The organism is Rhizobium sp. NZLR10, assembly GCF_019685125.1.
Classification (GTDB): Bacteria; Pseudomonadota; Alphaproteobacteria; order Rhizobiales; family Rhizobiaceae; genus Rhizobium.
Genome location: NZ_JABDWE010000008.1, coordinates 58,013 through 76,551, shown reverse-complemented (window position 1 = coordinate 76,551; position 18,539 = coordinate 58,013). Strand labels below are relative to the sequence as shown.

General features: G+C 62.2%; 15 protein-coding genes. 10 read left to right on the top strand and 5 right to left on the bottom strand.

Annotated elements, in window-relative coordinates; all coding sequences use genetic code 11:
• Window positions 1-4: 4 nt before the first annotated feature.
• Window positions 5-1,441 (bottom strand): glutamine synthetase family protein, encoded by a 1,437-nt coding sequence (locus HJB82_RS13945; protein ID WP_207582980.1) that lies wholly within the window; start codon window positions 1,439-1,441, stop codon window positions 5-7.
• A 107-nt stretch (window positions 1,442-1,548) separates the two neighbouring features.
• Here HJB82_RS13945 and HJB82_RS13940 point away from each other — a divergent pair, with 107 nt between their 5' ends.
• From HJB82_RS13940 to HJB82_RS13925, 4 genes are all read left to right on the top strand, one after another.
• Window positions 1,549-2,748, top strand: a complete 1,200-nt coding sequence (locus HJB82_RS13940) for an NAD(P)/FAD-dependent oxidoreductase (RefSeq protein WP_221140262.1) — start codon at window positions 1,549-1,551, stop codon at window positions 2,746-2,748.
• Between the two features lie 248 nt (window positions 2,749-2,996).
• The gene (locus tag HJB82_RS13935) at window positions 2,997-3,140 is read left to right on the top strand and encodes a hypothetical protein (protein WP_207582982.1); all 144 of its coding nucleotides are present in this window, start codon (window positions 2,997-2,999) and stop codon (window positions 3,138-3,140) included.
• Window positions 3,141-3,453: 313 nt separating this feature from the next.
• Window positions 3,454-5,985, top strand: coding sequence for a HAMP domain-containing methyl-accepting chemotaxis protein (locus HJB82_RS13930; protein ID WP_207582983.1), 2,532 nt, complete (start codon window positions 3,454-3,456; stop codon window positions 5,983-5,985).
• 146 nt (window positions 5,986-6,131) lie between these two features.
• The gene (locus HJB82_RS13925; protein ID WP_221140261.1) at window positions 6,132-7,973 is read left to right on the top strand and encodes a methyl-accepting chemotaxis protein; all 1,842 of its coding nucleotides are present in this window, start codon (window positions 6,132-6,134) and stop codon (window positions 7,971-7,973) included.
• Here the strand turns inward: HJB82_RS13925 and HJB82_RS13920 are convergent.
• Complete coding sequence (locus HJB82_RS13920) at window positions 7,946-8,203, bottom strand: hypothetical protein (RefSeq protein WP_207582985.1); 258 nt, start codon at window positions 8,201-8,203, stop codon at window positions 7,946-7,948. The genes HJB82_RS13925 and HJB82_RS13920 overlap by 28 nt on opposite strands.
• Window positions 8,204-8,292: 89 nt before the next feature.
• Between HJB82_RS13920 and HJB82_RS13915 the strand changes: the two genes are divergently transcribed.
• Window positions 8,293-9,162: a LysR family transcriptional regulator gene (locus tag HJB82_RS13915; RefSeq protein WP_207582986.1), complete on the top strand. Its 870-nt coding sequence runs from the start codon at window positions 8,293-8,295 to the stop codon at window positions 9,160-9,162.
• 48 nt (window positions 9,163-9,210) lie between these two features.
• Here HJB82_RS13915 and HJB82_RS13910 read toward each other — a convergent pair whose 3' ends face one another.
• Both HJB82_RS13910 and aceA read right to left on the bottom strand, forming a co-directional pair.
• Window positions 9,211-9,447, bottom strand: coding sequence for a hypothetical protein (locus tag HJB82_RS13910; protein ID WP_003570242.1), 237 nt, complete (start codon window positions 9,445-9,447; stop codon window positions 9,211-9,213).
• A 21-nt stretch (window positions 9,448-9,468) separates the two neighbouring features.
• The gene (gene aceA, locus HJB82_RS13905; protein ID WP_207582987.1) at window positions 9,469-10,758 is read right to left on the bottom strand and encodes an isocitrate lyase; all 1,290 of its coding nucleotides are present in this window, start codon (window positions 10,756-10,758) and stop codon (window positions 9,469-9,471) included.
• Window positions 10,759-10,948: 190 nt separating this feature from the next.
• On the opposite strand from aceA, the gene HJB82_RS13900 reads away from it, so the two are divergent.
• The 5 genes from HJB82_RS13900 to HJB82_RS13880 all read left to right on the top strand — a co-directional run bounded on the left by HJB82_RS13900 (window position 10,949) and on the right by HJB82_RS13880 (window position 16,576).
• Complete coding sequence (locus tag HJB82_RS13900) at window positions 10,949-12,358, top strand: short-chain fatty acyl-CoA regulator family protein (protein ID WP_221116066.1); 1,410 nt, start codon at window positions 10,949-10,951, stop codon at window positions 12,356-12,358.
• Window positions 12,359-12,484: 126 nt separating this feature from the next.
• Complete coding sequence (locus HJB82_RS13895) at window positions 12,485-13,582, top strand: polyamine ABC transporter substrate-binding protein (protein ID WP_207582989.1); 1,098 nt, start codon at window positions 12,485-12,487, stop codon at window positions 13,580-13,582.
• Between the two features lie 113 nt (window positions 13,583-13,695).
• Window positions 13,696-14,838, top strand: a complete 1,143-nt coding sequence (locus HJB82_RS13890; protein WP_207582990.1) for an ABC transporter ATP-binding protein — start codon at window positions 13,696-13,698, stop codon at window positions 14,836-14,838.
• A gap of 4 nt (window positions 14,839-14,842) precedes the next feature.
• Complete coding sequence (locus HJB82_RS13885; RefSeq protein WP_209887663.1) at window positions 14,843-15,754, top strand: ABC transporter permease subunit; 912 nt, start codon at window positions 14,843-14,845, stop codon at window positions 15,752-15,754.
• A 3-nt stretch (window positions 15,755-15,757) separates the two neighbouring features.
• Window positions 15,758-16,576 carry an ABC transporter permease gene (locus HJB82_RS13880; RefSeq protein WP_207582992.1) on the top strand — a complete coding sequence of 273 codons (819 nt, stop codon included), beginning with the start codon at window positions 15,758-15,760 and terminating at the stop codon, window positions 16,574-16,576.
• Between the two features lie 18 nt (window positions 16,577-16,594).
• Here the strand turns inward: HJB82_RS13880 and HJB82_RS13875 are convergent, their stop codons facing one another.
• Window positions 16,595-18,487, bottom strand: a complete 1,893-nt coding sequence (locus tag HJB82_RS13875) for an AsmA-like C-terminal region-containing protein (protein ID WP_221140259.1) — start codon at window positions 18,485-18,487, stop codon at window positions 16,595-16,597.
• Window positions 18,488-18,539: the final 52 nt, after the last annotated feature.

The following is an 18,539-nucleotide window of genomic DNA, read 5'->3' as shown; positions in this document are numbered from 1 at the left end:
TCCCTCACACGTTGAGCAGAAGGAATTCCCGCTCCCAGGGGCTGATCACCTGCATGAAGGTCTCGAACTCGCCGCGCTTGACGCCGGTATAGAGGCCGATGAACTGCTTGCCGAAAATCTCCTCGAAGGCGGGCTCGTCCTCGAGCAGCGCCACGGCTTCCAGCAGGCCACGCGGCAGGTCGATCGAGCCTTCATTGGCCGAATCCTCCGTCGGCGCCGTCGGCTCAATCTGCTTCATGATGCCGAGCAGGCCGGCGGCGAGCGAGGCGGCAAGCGCCAGATAGGGATTGGCGTCCGAGCTCGGGAGCCGGTTTTCGACGCGCCGCGCCTGCGGATCGGAAACCGGAACGCGGAAGGCCGTCGTCCGGTTGTCGTAACCCCAGGCATTGTTGACCGGGCAGGACATATCAGGCTGCAGGCGCCGATAGGAATTCACGTAGGGCGCAAGCATCGCCATCGTGCTCGGCACGAATTTCTGCATGCCGCCGATGAAATGGAAGAATTCCTTCGAAGCCGATCCGTCCGCATTGGAGAATACGTTTTTACCCGTCTCGATATTGACCACCGATTGATGGATATGCATCGCCGAACCCGGCTGGGCCTGCATCGGCTTGGCCATGAAGGTCGCATAGATGTCGTGCTTCAGCGCCGCCTCACGGATCGTGCGCTTAAACAGGAACACCTGGTCGGCAAGTTCGATCGGATTGCCGTGGCGCAGGTTGATCTCGAGCTGCGCCGGTCCCTCTTCGTGGATCAGCGTATCGATCTCGAGCCCCTGCTTCTCCGAGAAATGGTAGATGTCGTCGATCAACTCGTCGAATTCGTTGATCCCGGCGATCGAATAGCCCTGGCCGCCGAGGATCGAGCGGCCGGACCTGCCCTTCGGCGGGTGCAGCGGATAGTCGGGGTCGACATTCTTGGCGACCAGGTAGAATTCGATCTCGGGCGCCACGATCGGCTTCCAGCCGCGGTCGTGATAGAGGCTCAGGATCCGTTTCAGCACGTTGCGCGGCGTATAGGGCACTTCGCCGCCGTCGGAATCGACGATGTCGCAGATCACCTGCGCCGTCGGGTCGGTCTCCCAGGGCACGACCGAAAGCGTCGAAAGGTCGGGCATCAGCTTCAGGTCGCTGTCGCGCGGCTCGTAGCGGAAGCTCTCCGTCTCCTCCGGGTACTCGCCCGAAATCGTATGCCGGTAGATCGCCGAAGGCAGCGCCAGCGAGGTGTTCGAGGTGAATTTCGAGCTCGGCATCATCTTGCCGCGCGGAACGCCGGCAAGGTCCGGCGTGATGCATTCGATGTCTTCGATGCCCCTGTCCCTCAGCCACCGCGCTGCTTCCTTCCAGTTCGCAACGCCGCGCAGGGATCCGGGGTCCGGAGGAGTTTTCTTCGAGGCGGGTACGTTTCTGGCAGGCTTCAGCGTCGTCTTTTTTGGGGACATGACACACCGGTCTGGTTGATCGTGGCGCCATCATAACCGGACTTTGCCAATTGGCGAGAGGTTGAGAACGTTGACTTTCGCCCTTTGATGGAAAAGAAGACGCTGTCTTGATCGAGGAAACGGATTTGCAGCGCAAAAGCGACGTCATCGTCATCGGCGCCGGGGCGGCGGGCATGATGGCGGCTATCCGGGCCGGAAAACGCGGCCGCTCGGTCGCGATCCTCGACCATGCAAGGGCGCCCGGCGAGAAGATCCGCATATCGGGCGGCGGCCGCTGCAATTTCACCAATATCCACGCCGGACCGAAGAATTTCCTCTCCGCCAACCCACATTTCTGCAAGTCGGCGCTCGCTCGATTCACGCCCGCCGATTTCATCGCCATGGTCGACCGGCACGGCATTGCCTGGCACGAAAAGACCCTGGGCCAGCTCTTCTGCGACGATAGCGCCAAAGACGTCATCCGCATGCTGCTCGCTGAGATGCGCAGCACCGGCGTGCAGCTGGATCTCGGCACCGAGATATCAGCCGTCGAAAAGGTGGAGGCGGGTTTTCGCGTCAAGACCGGTGACGATAGTTTTGAAGCATCGTCGCTGATCGTCGCGACTGGCGGCAAGTCGATCCCGAAGATGGGCGCCACCGGCTTTGCCTATCGCCTCGCCGAACAGTTCGGTCTTCCGGTGCTTGAAACCCGCCCCGGCCTCGTGCCGCTGACGCTCGATCCCGGCTTGCTCGAGGCCATCGCCCCGCTCGCCGGCATTTCCGCCCCGGCCGAAATCCGCCATGACAGGACCGCCTTCCGCGAAGCGCTGCTGTTCACCCATCGGGGCCTCAGCGGACCCGCCATCCTGCAGATTTCCTCCTACTGGCGCGAAGGCGACGAAATCGTCGTTTCGATCGAGCCGGATATCGACATTGCAGCACATCTGAAGACGGCAAAGCAGCGCAATGGCCGCCAGTCCCCGCAGACGGCGCTTGGCGACATCCTGCCGAAACGGCTGGCCCAATTTCTCGTCGAGCGCGAGAAAATCGCGGGCAATATGGCGGACCTGCCTGATAAGGCGCTGCTGCGCCTTGCCGCGAGCGCCCAGAGCTTTGCGGTCAAGCCGTCCGGCTCGGAAGGTTACCGCACCGCCGAAGTGACGCTTGGCGGTATCGATACGGCAACGCTTGATTCACGCAGCATGGAAGCAAAAACCGTGCCTGGGCTCTATTTCATCGGCGAATGCGTCGACGTCACCGGCTGGCTCGGCGGCTATAATTTCCAATGGGCCTGGGCCTCCGGATTTGCCGCCGGCGAATGCGCGTAAACCGAATGCATGTCGCCCGGAAGTCTGTAGCGGTTCCGGGACAACGACATGCATAAAACAAAGGACTAAAGCGCGTCGCATGAATCAAATTTGACGCGACGCGCTTTAAGGAAATACCGATTCAAAACTTCTTAATAGAGGTGCGCCATCCTGTCTCAATTGGCGGTCTGCAAAGCTGTTCCTAAATAAGCTTTACCAGCAAGCCGTTTTGTTGGATTGTTGTGTCAGACAGAAGTGAGGTTTCCAGCATGACCAGAAACACACGACGCGCCCGCGCCATCGCAATTGCCGAGGCAAAGCCGAACGCCCGGATGGTCACCCTGCGTTATCTGATGCTGGCAGTCGGCGCCACCGCCGCCAGCCTAGCGCTGCTGCTCTCGCACTTCATCTGACCCTGTCTTCAGGCCTGCAACGAATGTCACGGCACGGGCGTTACCGCGTCGCCGCATTGCGGCTTACAAAATTGCAACTATTTCACCGCCTTGGCTTAATCCGCCGCAACCGCTTATCCGAAAATTAATATCTAATCTGACACAATTGCCCGCGAATATTTGGGCATCTCCAAGTTGTTTGGACATGAACTGGCAATGACTGCCGCCTGGCTTCCAGGTTCCCCAATGTAAATTAAGAACAGCTCGATGTGCACCCGGCTGGCGCCAAATGGCCGCCTGCGGGAGGAGTGGTGTATGAAAGGCCCGGAACGCCATGTTGATTGACAAGATTCTTTCCCGCTTCAGGATCAAGACGAAGGTCCTGATCTTCGTTCTGCCTTTCGTCGTCACCATTTCGGCGGTGGGCCTGACGGGCCTTTACGCTTCGGGACTGCTGCAGGGCCGCATGGAAATATCCAACAGCGTGCTGCAGTCGCTGAGCGGCTTCAAGGATCTCTACGGTTCGATGGACGATTTCCTGCGCGTCACCAGCCAGCAGGCGCGCGACAAGCTGCTTACCGATCTGACTACCCAGCAGGGCGTGCTCGAACAGACGCTGAATCAGGTTGGTGAAGAAGCCGCCGGCCGCGACAGTCTTGCCGAAGCAGCCCGCCGCACCAAGGACATTTCTGGCGTCGTCGGCAAACTCTGGGGTCTGCATGAGCAGGAGCAGGCGCTGCATGAGCAGATCGACGCGGCGCAGAAGAGCCTGATCAGCACCCGCTTCACGGTCTCCTACCAGGCTGAGGAATTGCAGACCGCGCTTCAGAACGACGAGGGTGCCGCCACCATCACCCTTCGCACCGCCGACCGGCTGCTGAAGGGCGGCGATTTCCTCGGCACCGTCGCCAGCGGCTACAGCAAGCCGCAGACGCCGGAGGACAAGATCGCCTTCATCAACGAACAGATGCCTGCGATCGTCAAATCCCAGCGGCTGATCGCCATCTCGGTTCCGACCAACCAGAAGAACGTCATCGACGCCCTGGCCGCGACCATCGACAGTATCAAGGCAATCACTGCGATGCCCGCTCCGACCGACGAGAACATCGCCGAACTCGGCCGTCTCGTGTCGCGCTTCCGCCAGACCTCGACCTATACGCAGCTGACCGCGACGCAGAAGATGCGCGAAGCGACACAGCGTTTCGCCGAGCTCGAGGGCCGCATCGGCCAGACCAACTCCGTCCTTCAGGATACCCGGCGTCTCGAAAATTCCGTCTATTCGCTGCAGATCGTGCTTTCCGATTTCCTCGCCAACTCCAGCAAGGAAAATCTCGTGCGTCTGCAGCAGCAGGCCGGCACGCTCGGCAAGGACATGCAGGTGCTGATCACCAGCGCCAAGGGCATGGGCTTTGCCGAAGGCATATCCGGCGCAATCCAGCCTGCACTCGACGCCATCTCCGGCGGCGGCTCGAAGATCGTCGATACGATCGGCGAGCGCGTCACCGCCTATGCCGCTGCCCGCCAGGAGCTCGACCAGATCTGGACGAAGCTGACCGATTTCGCCGAGCTGCAGAAGCAGACGGCCGGTACCGAGCGCACCCAGGCAAACGGCATCTCCGTCATCACTACCGGTTTCGGTATCCTCCTGTCGATCCTCGGCGGCATCGCCCTGGTTCTGACGCTGCAGCGCCCGATCAGCCAGATCACCGCCGCCATGCGCCGCATCGCCGAAGGGGCGCTGGAGACCAGCATTTCCGGCGAGCAGCGTCACGATGAAATCGGCGACATGGCCCGCGCGCTCGGCATCTTCAAGGAAAATGCCATTTCGAAGATCCGCATCGAAGAGCAGAGCGACGAGGAACGCGCCGCCGCCGAACATGAGCGCCAGCGCAACGACGCCGACAAGCGCGAGATGGATCGCCAGATCGAATTCGCCGTCAACGCGCTCGCTGCCGGCCTCGAACGCATGTCGCAGGGCGATATATCGACGACGATCGAGACGCCCTTCATCGGCCGTCTCGAACAGCTGCGCCAGGATTTCAACGGTTCGATGATGCGCCTGCAGGCGACGATGAGCCAGATCCGCGACAATGTCGAACTGATCCAGGGCAACGGCAACCAGATGGCCCAGTCGGCCGAGGATCTCTCCAAGCGCACCGAACAGCAGGCTGCCTCGCTCGAAGAGACCGCAGCCGCCGTCGACGAGATCACCGTTACAGTCCGCTCCTCTGCCGAACGCGCCAAGGATGCCGACCAGATCGTTCGCCAGGCCAAACGCAGCGCCGACGATTCCGCCGTCGTCGTCAGCAATGCGATCGATGCGATGGGCCGCATCGAGGATGCCTCGCGCCAGATCGAGCAGATCATCGGCGTCATCGACGAGATCGCCTTCCAGACCAATCTGCTGGCGCTGAATGCCGGCATTGAGGCGGCCCGCGCCGGTGAAGCCGGCAAGGGCTTTGCAGTCGTCGCGATGGAAGTCCGCGAATTGGCCCAGCGTTCCGCCGCCGCGGCGCAGGAGATCAAGGGTCTGATCAACAAGTCGACCAACGAGGTCAGTTCCGGCTCGCAATTCGTGCAGGAGACCGGCACGGTGCTCGCTAAGATCAGCGCCCAGATCGTCACGATCAGCCAGCATGTCGAGATGATCGCCCGCGCCAGCCACGACCAGTCCAATGCACTGCAGAGCGTCAACGCGACGGTCAATCAGATGGACCAGATGACGCAGCAGAACGCCGCCATGGTGGAAGAGACGACAGCTGCCAGCCGTGAACTGGCCGACGAGGCGGGTTCGCTGCGGCGTCTCATCCAGCAGTTCAAGATCGATGGCGAGGCGGGCGAGGCGCAGGTCTACCGCGCCGCCTGATCGTTGATCTCATCATCACGAGAACGGCCCTGGCTTCCGGGGCCGTTTCGCGTTTCGTATAGGGGCATGCTGTGGCCCTGATTTACAGAAAATTTTCCTTAACGCTTTTCGTCTACTTTAGCCCCGGTCTTCTGCCGGGGGTTTTGATGCTGCGCCTTTTCTCTACGTCGATCGTCCGCCAGATCGTCGCGATCACACTGTTTCTGCTGGCGATCAGCACCGCCGCCATTGTCGGCGTGACCTATTACAATCTGAGCCGTTATGTCATGGACGGCGCCGTCGCCGATGCCAGGGATGCCACCCGCGCCATGGCCGTGCTCTACGGCGCGGCCGATCAGGGCGCCAGGGTCGAGCTGAAGGATGACCGGCTCTCGACAGTCACGGAAGACGCCATTCCGGCCCTCGCCGATCACTCGCTGGTCGACCGGACCGCGCAGTCGATCGCCGGCGTTGCCACGATCTTCCAGAAGCAGGGTGGCGACTACGTCCGCATCTCCACCAACGTCAAGAAGGAAAACGGCGACCGCGCCGTCGGCACCAAGCTCGTTGCCGAGCATCCCGCTCAGCCCGTGCTCGCCAGGGGCGAGGCCTATTACGGCCAGGCGGAGCTATTTGGCCGCAAATTCATGACCGGCTATTTCCCGATCAAGAACACGTCGAACGCCAATGTCGGCATTCTCTTCATCGGCATTCCGATGGAGGTCTATTACCAGCGTATGTATGAGCTGCAGATGCTGGTTCTCGGCGTCGGCGCCATTGTCATGCTCATTGTCGGTGTTCTCGCCTTCTATGCCATCCGCCTGTCGGTGAAGCCTTTGCAGGCGCTGACCGCGAGCGTTCACGCAATCTCCTCCGGCGATCTCGATGGAGCGATCCCTTGTGTCGGCAAGAAGAACGAGTTCGGCGACATCGGCCGGGCCCTGGCGCTTTTCCGCGATAGCGCCCGCGCCAGGCGCGACCTGGAAACGCAGGCTGCCGAACAGCGTGCCTTGAGCGATGCCGAACGCGCCAGGAACGACGCCGACAAGCGCTCGCTCGACGGCCAGATCGACTTTGCCGTCAACCAGCTTGCCGCCGGCCTCGGACGCCTGTCGCAGGGCGATGTCTCGCAAACGATCGGCACGCCCTTCGTCGGCCGGTTGGAGCAGTTGCGCGTCGATTTCAACGCCTCCCTCCTGCGGCTGCAGGACACACTGTCCGGTATCCGCGACAGCGCCTCGACCATCCAGCGTAACAGTGGCGCCGTCTCGGCCTCCGCCGGCGAGCTTTCGAAACGCACCGAAGCGCAGGCGGCAAACCTCGAGGAGACCGCCACGGCTGTCGAGGAGATCACCGTCACGGTTCGCTCGTCCGCCGAGCGTGCCCGCGAAGCCAATAATGTCGTCGCCGCGACCAAGAAGACGGCCGACAATTCCGGCGCCGTCGTCGGCGATGCCGTCGCCGCCATGGACCGCATCGAAGAGGCCTCCCAGCGCATCGAGCAAATCATCGAGGTGATCGACGATATCGCCTTCCAGACCAACCTGCTGGCGCTCAATGCCGGCATCGAGGCGGCCCGGGCCGGTGAGGCAGGCAAGGGTTTTGCCGTCGTCGCCCAGGAGGTCCGCGAACTTGCCCAGCGTTCGGCCGACGCGGCGCGCGAGATCAAGTCGCTGATCGAAACATCCAGCCGGGAAGTGACGGTCGGCTCCGAACTAGTCCAGAAGACCGGCAGCGTCCTTGCCTCGATCAGCCAGGAGATCATCGCGATCAGCGGCCATGTCGAGACCATCGCCACTGCAAGCCGCGATCAGTCGGCCGCCTTGCAGGAGGTCAACGGTTCCGTCAACGCCATGGACCAGATGACCCAGAAGAACGCCTCGATGGTGGCCGAGACCACCCAGGCAAGCCGCCTGCTTGCCGGCGAGGCCGATACGCTGATGGCGCTGATCGACCGCTTCCGCATCATCGCAGAGCCCGCTCACCTGGGGACAAGGAAAGTCGCCTGAGAAACGTGGCGGCAGCCGCCGCCGGATTGCGCCGCAGCTTTCCGCCGCCGCCCTACTTTTGATACGACGCGCTTTGGGCTGATGTCGAGCGAGGTCAACCAGGCGCCGAAGCGAATGAGGCTGTTGTCTCCGAACTCGGCGTAGAATTGATCCTCGTCCGCCCTGCCGCCGCCTGGCCTGCGGATGTGCCGATATCCCTGGATGCCTGCGATGGTGATCAAGTCGATCATGGCGAAGTCCTTTCTGTAGAAGACATCTCCTGATTTAGGCATCGAATATCTCTTCATAAACAGGGAAAATCCCGCTATGTTTTTCATCGATGAAAAACGCGAGTTGGGATTCCTATCAGCTTTTCCTGCAGGTCGCCCGGCTCGGCGGCCTGACGGGGGCAAGCACGGCAAGCGGGCTCAGCCCTGCGACCGTCGGCCGGCGCATGCTCGATCTCGAGCAGGAGGTCGGCCGCGCTTTATTTTCGCGCAGCCAGACCGGCTACCGCCTGACCCAGGATGGCCAGGCGCTGCTCGATCACCTTCAGGAGATGGAGGCCGCCGCCCGCAAGGTGGAAGCCTGGCGGCAATCCGGCGAGGGAGGCACGACCGTGAGGATCGCCGCCGGCACCTGGGTCGCCTGGCTGCTGACGGAGAATTTCGCCGCCATCCGCATACCGGGTGATGGCTTTGCGATTTCGCTCACCATCGGTGAGGCGCGGGCGAGCCTTGCCTATCGCGAGAGCGATATCGGCATTCGCGCCTTCGAGCCGGAGGAGGCCAATCTTGCCGCCCGCCGGCTCGGCGAGGTGGCCTATGCCATCTATATCAGACGCAACGCCGCCGAGATCGATGAACGCTGGATTGCCGTTGCCGAGGAGGAGGCGATATCGGCCTACCTGCGCTGGCCGCACGCCAATGCCACAGCCGGGATCGTCGCCACCGTCAACCGGCCGCGTTCGCTGCCGGATCTGGTGCGCGCCGGCGCCGGCAAGGCCGTGCTTCCCTGTTTCGTCGGCGATCTCGACCCTGAATTGCAGCGCCAGGGCGGCGAGTTACCGGAACTGCGCCACGCCCAATGGATCGTCATGAACGCCGAGGATCGCCATCGCCCGGAGATCCGCACAGTCGCCGACCGCATGACCAAGCTGATCAGAAGTTATGCCGATCTCTTCGCCGGAAAACGTCCGAGCCGCGGCTGACGTACTTTGAAGCGCCCGCGCCCTTTCCAGGATGCGCGGGCGTTCTCCTCAATGACGGTTGGTGACAACGACGGGAATGAGCAGATCGCCCCAGTTGCCGTCGCCGCCATGATGGCGGGCCGAGCGCACCAGCTCGACCGAGACGCCGGCCTCGACGGCTTTCATGACCGATTGGTTCAGCCGATGCAGGTCGTTGGCGAGCATGCGGATCGTCGTCTGCTGGTCCTCGCTCATGCTGGTCGCCTGTTCCTCGGCCCGTTCCCGGACGCGTGAAATGGATGCCATGATCTTCTCCTCCTCGTTGGGTTATTCCGCAGCCGGTTTGAATTGCGCGTGTTCGGTCGAGCCGTGCATCGCCGTGGTCGACGACCGGCCGCCGGTGATGGCGAGCGACACGGCGTCGAAATAGCCGGTGCCGACCTCGCGCTGATGTTTGGTGGCGGTATAACCGTTGACCTCGGCGGCGAATTCCGCCTGCTGCAGCTCGGAATAGGCCGACATCTGCCGCTGCCTGTAGCCGCGCGCCAGCTCGTACATGCCGAAGTTCAGCTGGTGGAAGCCGGCGAGCGTAATGAACTGGAACTTGTAGCCCATCGCCCCGAGTTCGCGCTGGAACTTTGCGATCGTCGCGTCGTCGAGGTTCTTCTTCCAGTTGAAGGACGGCGAGCAATTATAGGCGAGCAGCTTGCCGGGATGGACCTTGTGCAGGCTTTCGGCAAATCGCCGTGCCTGATCGAGGTCCGGCTTCGAGGTCTCGCACCAGATGAGATCGCAATGCGGCGCATAGGCCACAGCCCGGGCGATGCAGGGCTCGATGCCGTTTCTGACCTGATAAAAGCCTTCGACGGTGCGCCCGGCATCATAGTCGACGAAGGGCTGGTCGCGCTCGTCGATATCGGACGTCAAAAGCTTTGCCGCTTCCGCATCGGTGCGGGCGATGACGAGCGTCGCCACGCCCATGACGTCGGCGGCAAGCCTGGCGGCGTCAAGATTGCGGATATGGGCGGCGGTCGGGATCAGCACCTTGCCGCCGAGATGGCCGCATTTCTTCTCCGAGGCGAGCTGGTCCTCGAAGTGAACGCCGGCAGCACCCGCCTCGATATAGGCCTTCATGATTTCGAAAGCGTTGAGTGGTCCGCCGAAGCCGGCTTCCGCATCGGCAACGATCGGCGCGAACCAGGTCTCGACCGAAAGCCCCTGGGCTTCTGCGGTCTCGATCTGATCGGCGCGCTGCAGCGTGCGGTTGATGCGTTTGGCAAGCTCCGGCCCGGCATTGGCCGGATAGAGCGACTGATCCGGATACATCGCCGATGCCGTGTTGGCGTCGGCCGCCACCTGCCAGCCGGAGAGATAGATCGCCTTCAGCCCGGCACGCACCATCTGCATGGCCTGATTGCCGGAAAGCGCGCCAAGCGCATTGACGAAATCCTCCTGGTGCAGGAGCCGCCACAACCGGTCCGCCCCCAATTCGGCTAGCGTATGGCGGAGCGCCACCGAACCTCTGAGCCGCTGCACGTCATCGGCCGAATAGGGCCTTTCGATGCCGTCGAAGCGGCCTGCCGATGAATTTGGAACAAGCTTGTAAAAATCCGTCATGCTGCTCTCCTCACTAAAAACCCGACAAAAGGGTGCTGATGACAAGATTGACAACGGAACGCAATATAGCCAGAAAAACCTTTGATTTCCTGGACGGAAAGAGGTTAAGATGACGAGGATTGACAGAGCGGCGCTGTGAATTTGTAAAAGATTGTAAATAAAGCGCCCCTCCCTTGTCAAAGGGTGTGCCATGGCGGAACGGAAGATATTCGCAGGCCCGAAAGTCAGGCGCATCCGCAATGCGCTGGCGCTGACCCAGACCGCCATGGCCGAAGCCCTTGAAATATCGCCGTCCTATCTGAACCTGATCGAGCGCAACCAGCGGCCGCTGACGGTGCAGCTCCTTCTCAAGCTTGCAAGCGTCTATAGGGTCGACCTGGAGGAGTTGCGCGGGCAGACCGGCGGCAGTCTCGGCCAGCTCAAGGAAGTCTTTGCCGATCCGCTGCTTTCGGGCGAATTGCCCGGCGACCAGGAATTGGTCGAGGTGGCCGAGGCTGCACCCAATGCCGCAAGCGGCATGATCAAGCTTTACCGCGCCTATCGCGAGCAGGCGGCAAGGCTGTCGGACCTGACGGCGCTGATGGCCGCCGAAGGCCATGCGCCTGTCGCTGCCGGCCGGTTGCCGCTCGACGAGGTGCGCGAGACGCTGGAGCGCAGGTCTGCCTATTTCGGGCGGATCGAGACGGCGGCGGAAGCCTTTGCCGCGACGCTCCCCGGTGGCCTCGATCTTGCCGCCGGCCTCAAGGATTGGCTGCGCGCCGAGCGCGGCATCGCGGTGCGTGTCCTGCCCGTCCACGTCATGCCGGATCTGCGCCGCCGTTTCGATCGCCACTCGATGCGGCTTTTCATCTCGGAACGCCTGTCACCGGCCGACCGCGCGCACGAGATCGCCGTTGAGGCCGCCACCCTCGCTTTGCTGCCGGCCATCGATGCCGAACTCGACGATCTCTCTCTCTCCTCGGCCGAGGCCCGCCGCATCGCCCGTTTCGAGCTTGCCCGCATTGCGGCCTTAGCACTCGCAATGCCCTACGAAGCCTTTCTGTCTGCGGCGAAGGCAACGCGCTGCGATATCGATATTCTCAGGGCGCGCTTCGGCGTCTCCTTCGGCCATGCCGCCGCCCGCCTGACGATGCTGCAGCGGCCCGGCGCGGCCGCCACCCCCTTCTTCCTGATCGAGATCGATGCCGCGGGCCACAGGCTGCGGCGGGCGGGCGCCCAGGGCTTTCCGCAGGCCCGTTTCGGCGGCGGCTGTCCGAAGCTCAACATCCACGCTGCCTTCCTGCAGCCGGGCCAGATTCTGGCCGAAACGGTGGTCATGCCTGACGGCGCATCCTTCCTGACGGTCGCCCGCACCCTGGAGGGGCCGAGCGTCGAATTCGGCGAAAGGCTGCGGCGCACGGCGATCCTGATCGGCTGCGACGCCGCCCTTGGCGAGGCTCTGGTTTATGGCCAGGCGACGGCGCTCGATGCGGTTGAGATCGGTCCGGCCTGTCGCCTTTGCGAGCGGCGCGGCTGCCTTTCCCGCGCCGAACCGCCGGTGACGCGGCCGCTCGGGCTCGACGAGATGGTGGCGGGGCTCAGCGCCTTCGATTTCCAGTGATTGTGAAATCATTGAGCGCACAGGATTTTGCGCTTGTGAGCTGTGAAATTCCTTCTTAGTCTGCAGCCAAAACCAGAGGGAAAAGACGTCCGGGGGTGCGGGCGCTTTGAACAAACAGGAGAAGTCATGAGGTCAATCATTCCAAGCGTGACGGCCGCCGCCGTTGCCGCGCTCCTTGCCGCCGCGCCGGCCCTTGCGCAGGAGCGTGTGGTCAACGTCTACAACTGGTCGGACTATATCGACAGTTCCATCCTTGAGGATTTCACCAAGGAAACCGGCATCAAGGTCGTCTACGACACCTTCGATTCCAACGAGACGCTGGAAACCAAGCTGCTGGCCGGCGGTTCGGGTTACGACGTCGTCGTTCCCACGGTCTCCTTCATGCAGCGCCAGATCGCCGCCGGCGTCTACCAGAAGCTCGACAAGTCGAAGCTGCCGAACCTCGTCAACATGTGGGACGTCATCATGAAGGGTGTCGCGTCCTTCGATCCCGGCAACGAATACAGCGTCGACTACATGTGGGGCACGACGGGCATCGGCTACAATGTCGACAAGGTCAAGGCGGCCCTCGGCACCGACGAAAAGCCCAATTGGGATGCGTTGTTCGACCCGGCGAAGGCGGCGAAACTCAAGGATTGCGGCATCTATATGCTGGATTCCCCGACGGATGTCGTGCCCTCCGTGCTCGCCTATCTCGGACGCAATCCCAATAGCACCGATCCCGCGGATCTGAAGAAGGCCCAGGAGGTCCTCGTTGCGGTTCGTCCCTTCGTGCGCAAGTTCCATTCCTCGGAATATATAAGCGCCCTTGCGAACGGCGATATCTGCATAGCACTCGGTTATTCCGGCGACATGTTCCAGGCCCGCGACCGCGCTAAGGAAGCCAATGCCGGCGTCAAGGTGGATTATTCGGTCCCGTCGCAGGGCGCGCAGATCTTCTTTGACGTCTTCGGCATTCCGAAGGATGCGCCGCACGTGGCGGAAGCCCATGAATTCATCAACTACATGATGAAGCCGGAAGTGATCGCGAAGGCCTCGAACTTCGTCTTCTACGCCAACGGCAACAAGGCGTCGCAGCAGTTCCTCGACAAGGAGGTCCTCGACGATACGGCGATCTACCCGACGCCGGAGGTGATGGCGAAGCTCTTCACCGTTCCGCCGCTCGATCCGAAGACACAGCGGCTCGTGACGCGGCTATGGACCACCGTGGTCACCGGCCAATGATCTGATCGCGGCCCGGACGGAAACGTCCGGGCCTTTTTTTGACGATCCCGGCTGGGCGAAACCGGGAACAAAAGCCGAGAACAAAAGCAAAGAATGTATTTCCGGGGAACAATATGAAGTCTTTAGGCAATATTCGCCGCTCTTTCGCACCTTGGACTGATCCGTCCGCCAAGCCCTTCATTTCCATCAAGAATGTCACCAAGCGTTTCGGCGATTTCACCGCCGTCGATAACCTGTCGCTTGATATCTATCACCGCGAGTTCTTTGCACTGCTCGGCGCCTCCGGCTGCGGCAAGTCGACGCTTCTGCGCATGCTTGCCGGTTTCGAGCAACCGACCTCGGGCGAAATCGTGCTCGACGGCACTGACATGGCAGGCACGCCGCCCTATCGCCGCCCGGTCAACATGATGTTCCAGTCCTATGCGCTTTTCCCGCACATGACGGTCGAGAAGAACATCGCCTTCGGCCTCAGGCAGGACGGCATGGCGAAGGACGAGATATCAGAGCGCGTCTCGCAGATGCTGAAGCTCGTCAAGCTCGAGCAGTTCGCCTCCCGCAAGCCGAACCAGCTTTCCGGCGGCCAGCGCCAGCGCGTGGCGCTGGCCCGTTCGCTTGCCAAGCGCCCGAAGGTGCTGCTGCTCGACGAACCGCTCGGCGCGCTCGATAAGAAGCTGCGCGAGGAAACCCAGTTCGAACTGATGGACCTGCAGCAGAGCCTCGGCCTCACCTTCGTCGTCGTCACCCACGACCAGGAAGAGGCGATGACCATGGCCGATCGTATCGCCGTCATGAGCCACGGCAAGGTCGTGCAGGTGGCGACGCCGGCGGAGATCTACGAGGCGCCGAATTGCCGTTTCGTCGCGGATTTCATTGGCGACGTGAACATCTTCGACGGAAAAGTTGCCTCATCGGGCAACGGCACCGTCGAGATTGCCGTCGATAGCGGCTTCAGCGTGCGTGTCGCCGCTTCCGAAACACCCTCGGCAGGCAGCGCCGCCGGCTTCGCCATCCGGCCGGAAAAAATGCGGGTCGGGCGGACGCCTCCCATCAACGCTTCGGTCAACGCCGCCAGAGGCGAACTCTGGGATATCGCGTATCTCGGCGACATGACCGTCTTCCATGTGAAATTGCAGAGCGGCAACATCGTCAAGGCCTCATCCCTCAATGCGCAGCGCTCCGTCGACGACCCCTTCACCTACGATCAGGACGTCTGGGTCTCCTTCGACGAGAATGCCGGCGTCCTGCTGAAGGATTGACATCATGGGCAAGCTCACGTCCGGCCTCTACAATCGCCTGGTCATCGTCATCCCTTATGCTTGGCTGCTGCTCTTCTTTCTGGCGCCCTTCTTCATCGTCTTCCGTATTTCGGTATCGGCGACGGCGATCGCCATGCCGCCCTATGAGCCCGTCTTCTCTTTCACCGACGGCTGGGCCGGCCTCTGGAGCAAAATCGGCGATCTCTCCTTCGACAATTACAGTTACCTCACCGACGACCCGCTCTATTTCAACGCCTATGTCTCGAGCGTGGTGATCGCCGGGATTTCTACCTTCCTGACGCTGCTGATCGCCTATCCGATCGCCTACGGCATGGCGCAGGCGCCCCGTGGCCTTCGCCCGACCCTGGTGATGCTGGTCATCCTGCCCTTCTGGACGAGCTTCCTGATCCGCGTCTACGCCTGGATAGCCATCCTGAAGCCGGAAGGCCTGCTCAACCAGCTCTTGCAGTCGCTGCACATAATCGACACGCCGCTGATCATCCTCAACACCAACACCGCCGTCTATATCGGCATCGTCTATTCCTATCTGCCCTTCATGGTGCTGCCGCTCTATTCGGCTTTGGAAAAGATGGACGATACGCTGATCGAGGCTGCCCAGGATCTTGGGTGCACGCCGATCCGGGCATTCTGGCGCGTCACCTTCCCCCTGTCGCTTCCCGGCGTGGTGGCGGGCTGCATGCTGGTCTTCATCCCGGCCGTCGGCGAATTCGTCATTCCCGACCTGCTCGGCGGATCGCAGACGCTGATGATCGGCAAGACGCTATGGAGCGAGTTCAACTCGAACCGCGACTGGCCGGTCTCCTCGGCAGTGGCGACCATCCTTCTGCTGATCCTGGTCATCCCGATCGTCTTCTTCCAGAATGTCCAGGCCAAGGCCGAAGAGCGGGGGAAATAAGCCATGCTGAAATGGACCCGGTTCAACATCGCCTCCGTCACACTCGGTTTCGCCTTCCTTTATCTGCCGATCGTGCTTCTCGTCGTTTTCTCCTTCAACGAGTCGAAGCTCGTGACCGTCTGGGGCGGCTTCTCGACCAAATGGTATGCATCGCTGCTGACCAACGAGGCGCTGCTCGACGCGGCCTGGGTGACGCTTCGCGTCGCCCTGCTGTCGGCGACCTTCGCGACCATCCTCGGCACGATGGCGGCGCTGACGCTGGTGCGCTATACGCGCTTTCGCGGCCGCATGCTGTTTTCTGGCATGATCTACGCGCCGCTTGTCATGCCCGACGTCATCACCGGCCTGTCGCTGCTGCTGCTCTTCGTCGCGATCGGCTTCGACCGCGGCTTCTGGACGATCACGCTGGCCCATACGACGCTGACCATGTGCTTCGTCGCCGTCGTCGTGCAGTCGCGCCTCTTGAGTTTCGATCATTCGATCGAGGAAGCGGCGCAGGATCTCGGCGCGCCGCCGGTGCGCACCTTTTTCGAGATCACCTTGCCGATCATCGCGCCGGCGGTGCTCTCCGGCTGGATCCTTGCCTTCACCCTGTCGCTCGACGATCTGGTGATCGCAAGTTTCACCTCGGGGCCGGGCGCCACCACGCTGCCGATGCGAATCTACAGCCAGGTCCGCCTCGGCGTGACGCCGGAGATCAACGCTGTGTGCACGATCCTGATCGCCATCGTCGCGGTCGGCGTCATCTGCGCCTCGATCGTCACCAAGCGCCGGGAAATCCAGCGCCAGCGGGACGAGCGTGCGGCGGCTGCCGGCGCCTGATGATTCGAAGAAAACGGATTATTGCGCGTGCGGTGTGGCGCCGAGAAGCGGAACCGGCGAGATCACCGGGTTCGGCCATGAGCCGCCAATGAAGAACGGCAGAAGCGGCAGCTCTGCCGCCTTGGCCGGATCGGTCGAATCAAGCGATCCGGAAAGCGCCAGCCCATTCGACTGATAGGTGATGACCCCGGAAAGCGTCAGCGTCTCGGCCGTGCCGGCGATACGAACGTCGTGCATCTCGGCGGAGCCGTTGGCGAAATCGGCCTGAAGGTTCAGCTGGTTGAAAGCGAAGGCGCCGCCTGCTGCCGCGCTCAGCGGGAAGAACGGTTTTTCGGCTGCCTGCGTCCTAAGCGCTGCGGTATCGATGCCGGGGATCGTGCCTTCCCTTGTCCAGAAGCGCAGCCTGCCGGTGACGTCGGCAAGGCCGGTGGTCCAGATCGCTTTCGGCGACTGCAGGTCGAGATCGAGCGATCCAGTCGCCAGCGGCAGCGGCCCCTTCAGCTGCAGGCGCTCGGCAAGGGCTGCGAAGTCGGCATCGCGGATCGAGAGCTGCAGCTTGCCGCCACCGTCGAAGTCGCGCTGGGTCGCTTCGAGATGCGCGGTCATCTCGCCGCCTTCGAACCGGCTGTCGCCGATATCGAATTTCGCTTCGCCGCCGGCAACGATCATGCTGGCGCCGACATCGGAAAGCTCGAAGAGACCCATCTGCGCACGCCGCGCCGAAAGCCTGACGTCGACATCGAGCAGCCGCAGCGGCCCGCTTATGCCGGCGGAGATTTCCTCCGCCTCGCCAGCGGCGAGCCTGAGCGCGAAGGCATCGAGGAACGGCTTGAGGTTCATCTCGTCGAAGGCGAGCGTGCCGCCGATCTTCGGTCGTTTGCCGGGTTGGGTGAAAAGGTCCATCACCCCGGTGGCACTCGCTTCGTTGAGCGACAGGCTGAGATTGTTGAAGCGCAGCCCGTTGCCCGACGACATGATGTCGGATTCCAGCGAGGCGCTCTTCAGCGTTGCGATGCCGGGGATCGATTTGCCCGACCAGGTCAGAAGCGCGGGCATATCGGGAATGCTGGCGGTGATATTGCCGGAAAGCGCCGAAAGGCTGGCGATGCTGGCAATCCCCTGGAAGTGCGCCGTCAGCAGGTTTGATGTGAGCGACGTCCGTGTCTCGGCATTCCTGCCGGCAAAGGCGAGCAGCGGCTGGCGCGAAGCGAAATCGACCTTCAGGTCCTCGCCATTGATGCGGGCGATGACGACCGCGGAGATCGCGCCGGATAGCCTCGGCCAGGCGATATCTGCGGTGACGCTGTCGAAATGATAGGCCTTGGCGGTCTTGATGTCGGTGACCGTGAGCGTGCCGTCTTCGACCGTTACCGCGCCGATCTCGGCATCGAGATCCGGATCGAGCACCTCAGCGCCGTTTTCGGTGCGCACGCCGCTGATTGCGCGGGCGAGCAGGCCGGCATAACTCCAGTCGATCAGCCCATTCTCGTCGCGCGTCAACGCCAGGTTGGGGCGCAGCAGGTGGAATTCGTGAAAGCTCGTCCGACCTCTCAGCGCATCGATGAGGCTGAAATCGGCCGACAGGCTGTCAATGCTGCCGAGCAGCTTGTCGCCGCTTTTGCGCGGCTGGCGGATGGTGATCTGGTTGAGGGTGATGCGCGGCGTCGGCCAGAATTCCAGAACCGGACTACCTTTGATCTCGGCATGATAACCCGTCCATTTCGACAGCGCGTCCTCGATGCCCGAGCGCACGAAACCGGTCGAAATGAGATAGGGTGCGGCGATCCTCAACGCCACGAACAGCGCAAGCGCGATCAGCAGGAAGACTGTCGACAAACGGGCGAAGGCCGGAAGCCAGCGCGAAACGGGTCCGATCTTCCTGCGCCACCTGCGATGTCTTGACGTGCTCATGATCTCCGCCGGCAATTCAGCCGGTCATCCCGTTATGCGCTGATTTCGCGGA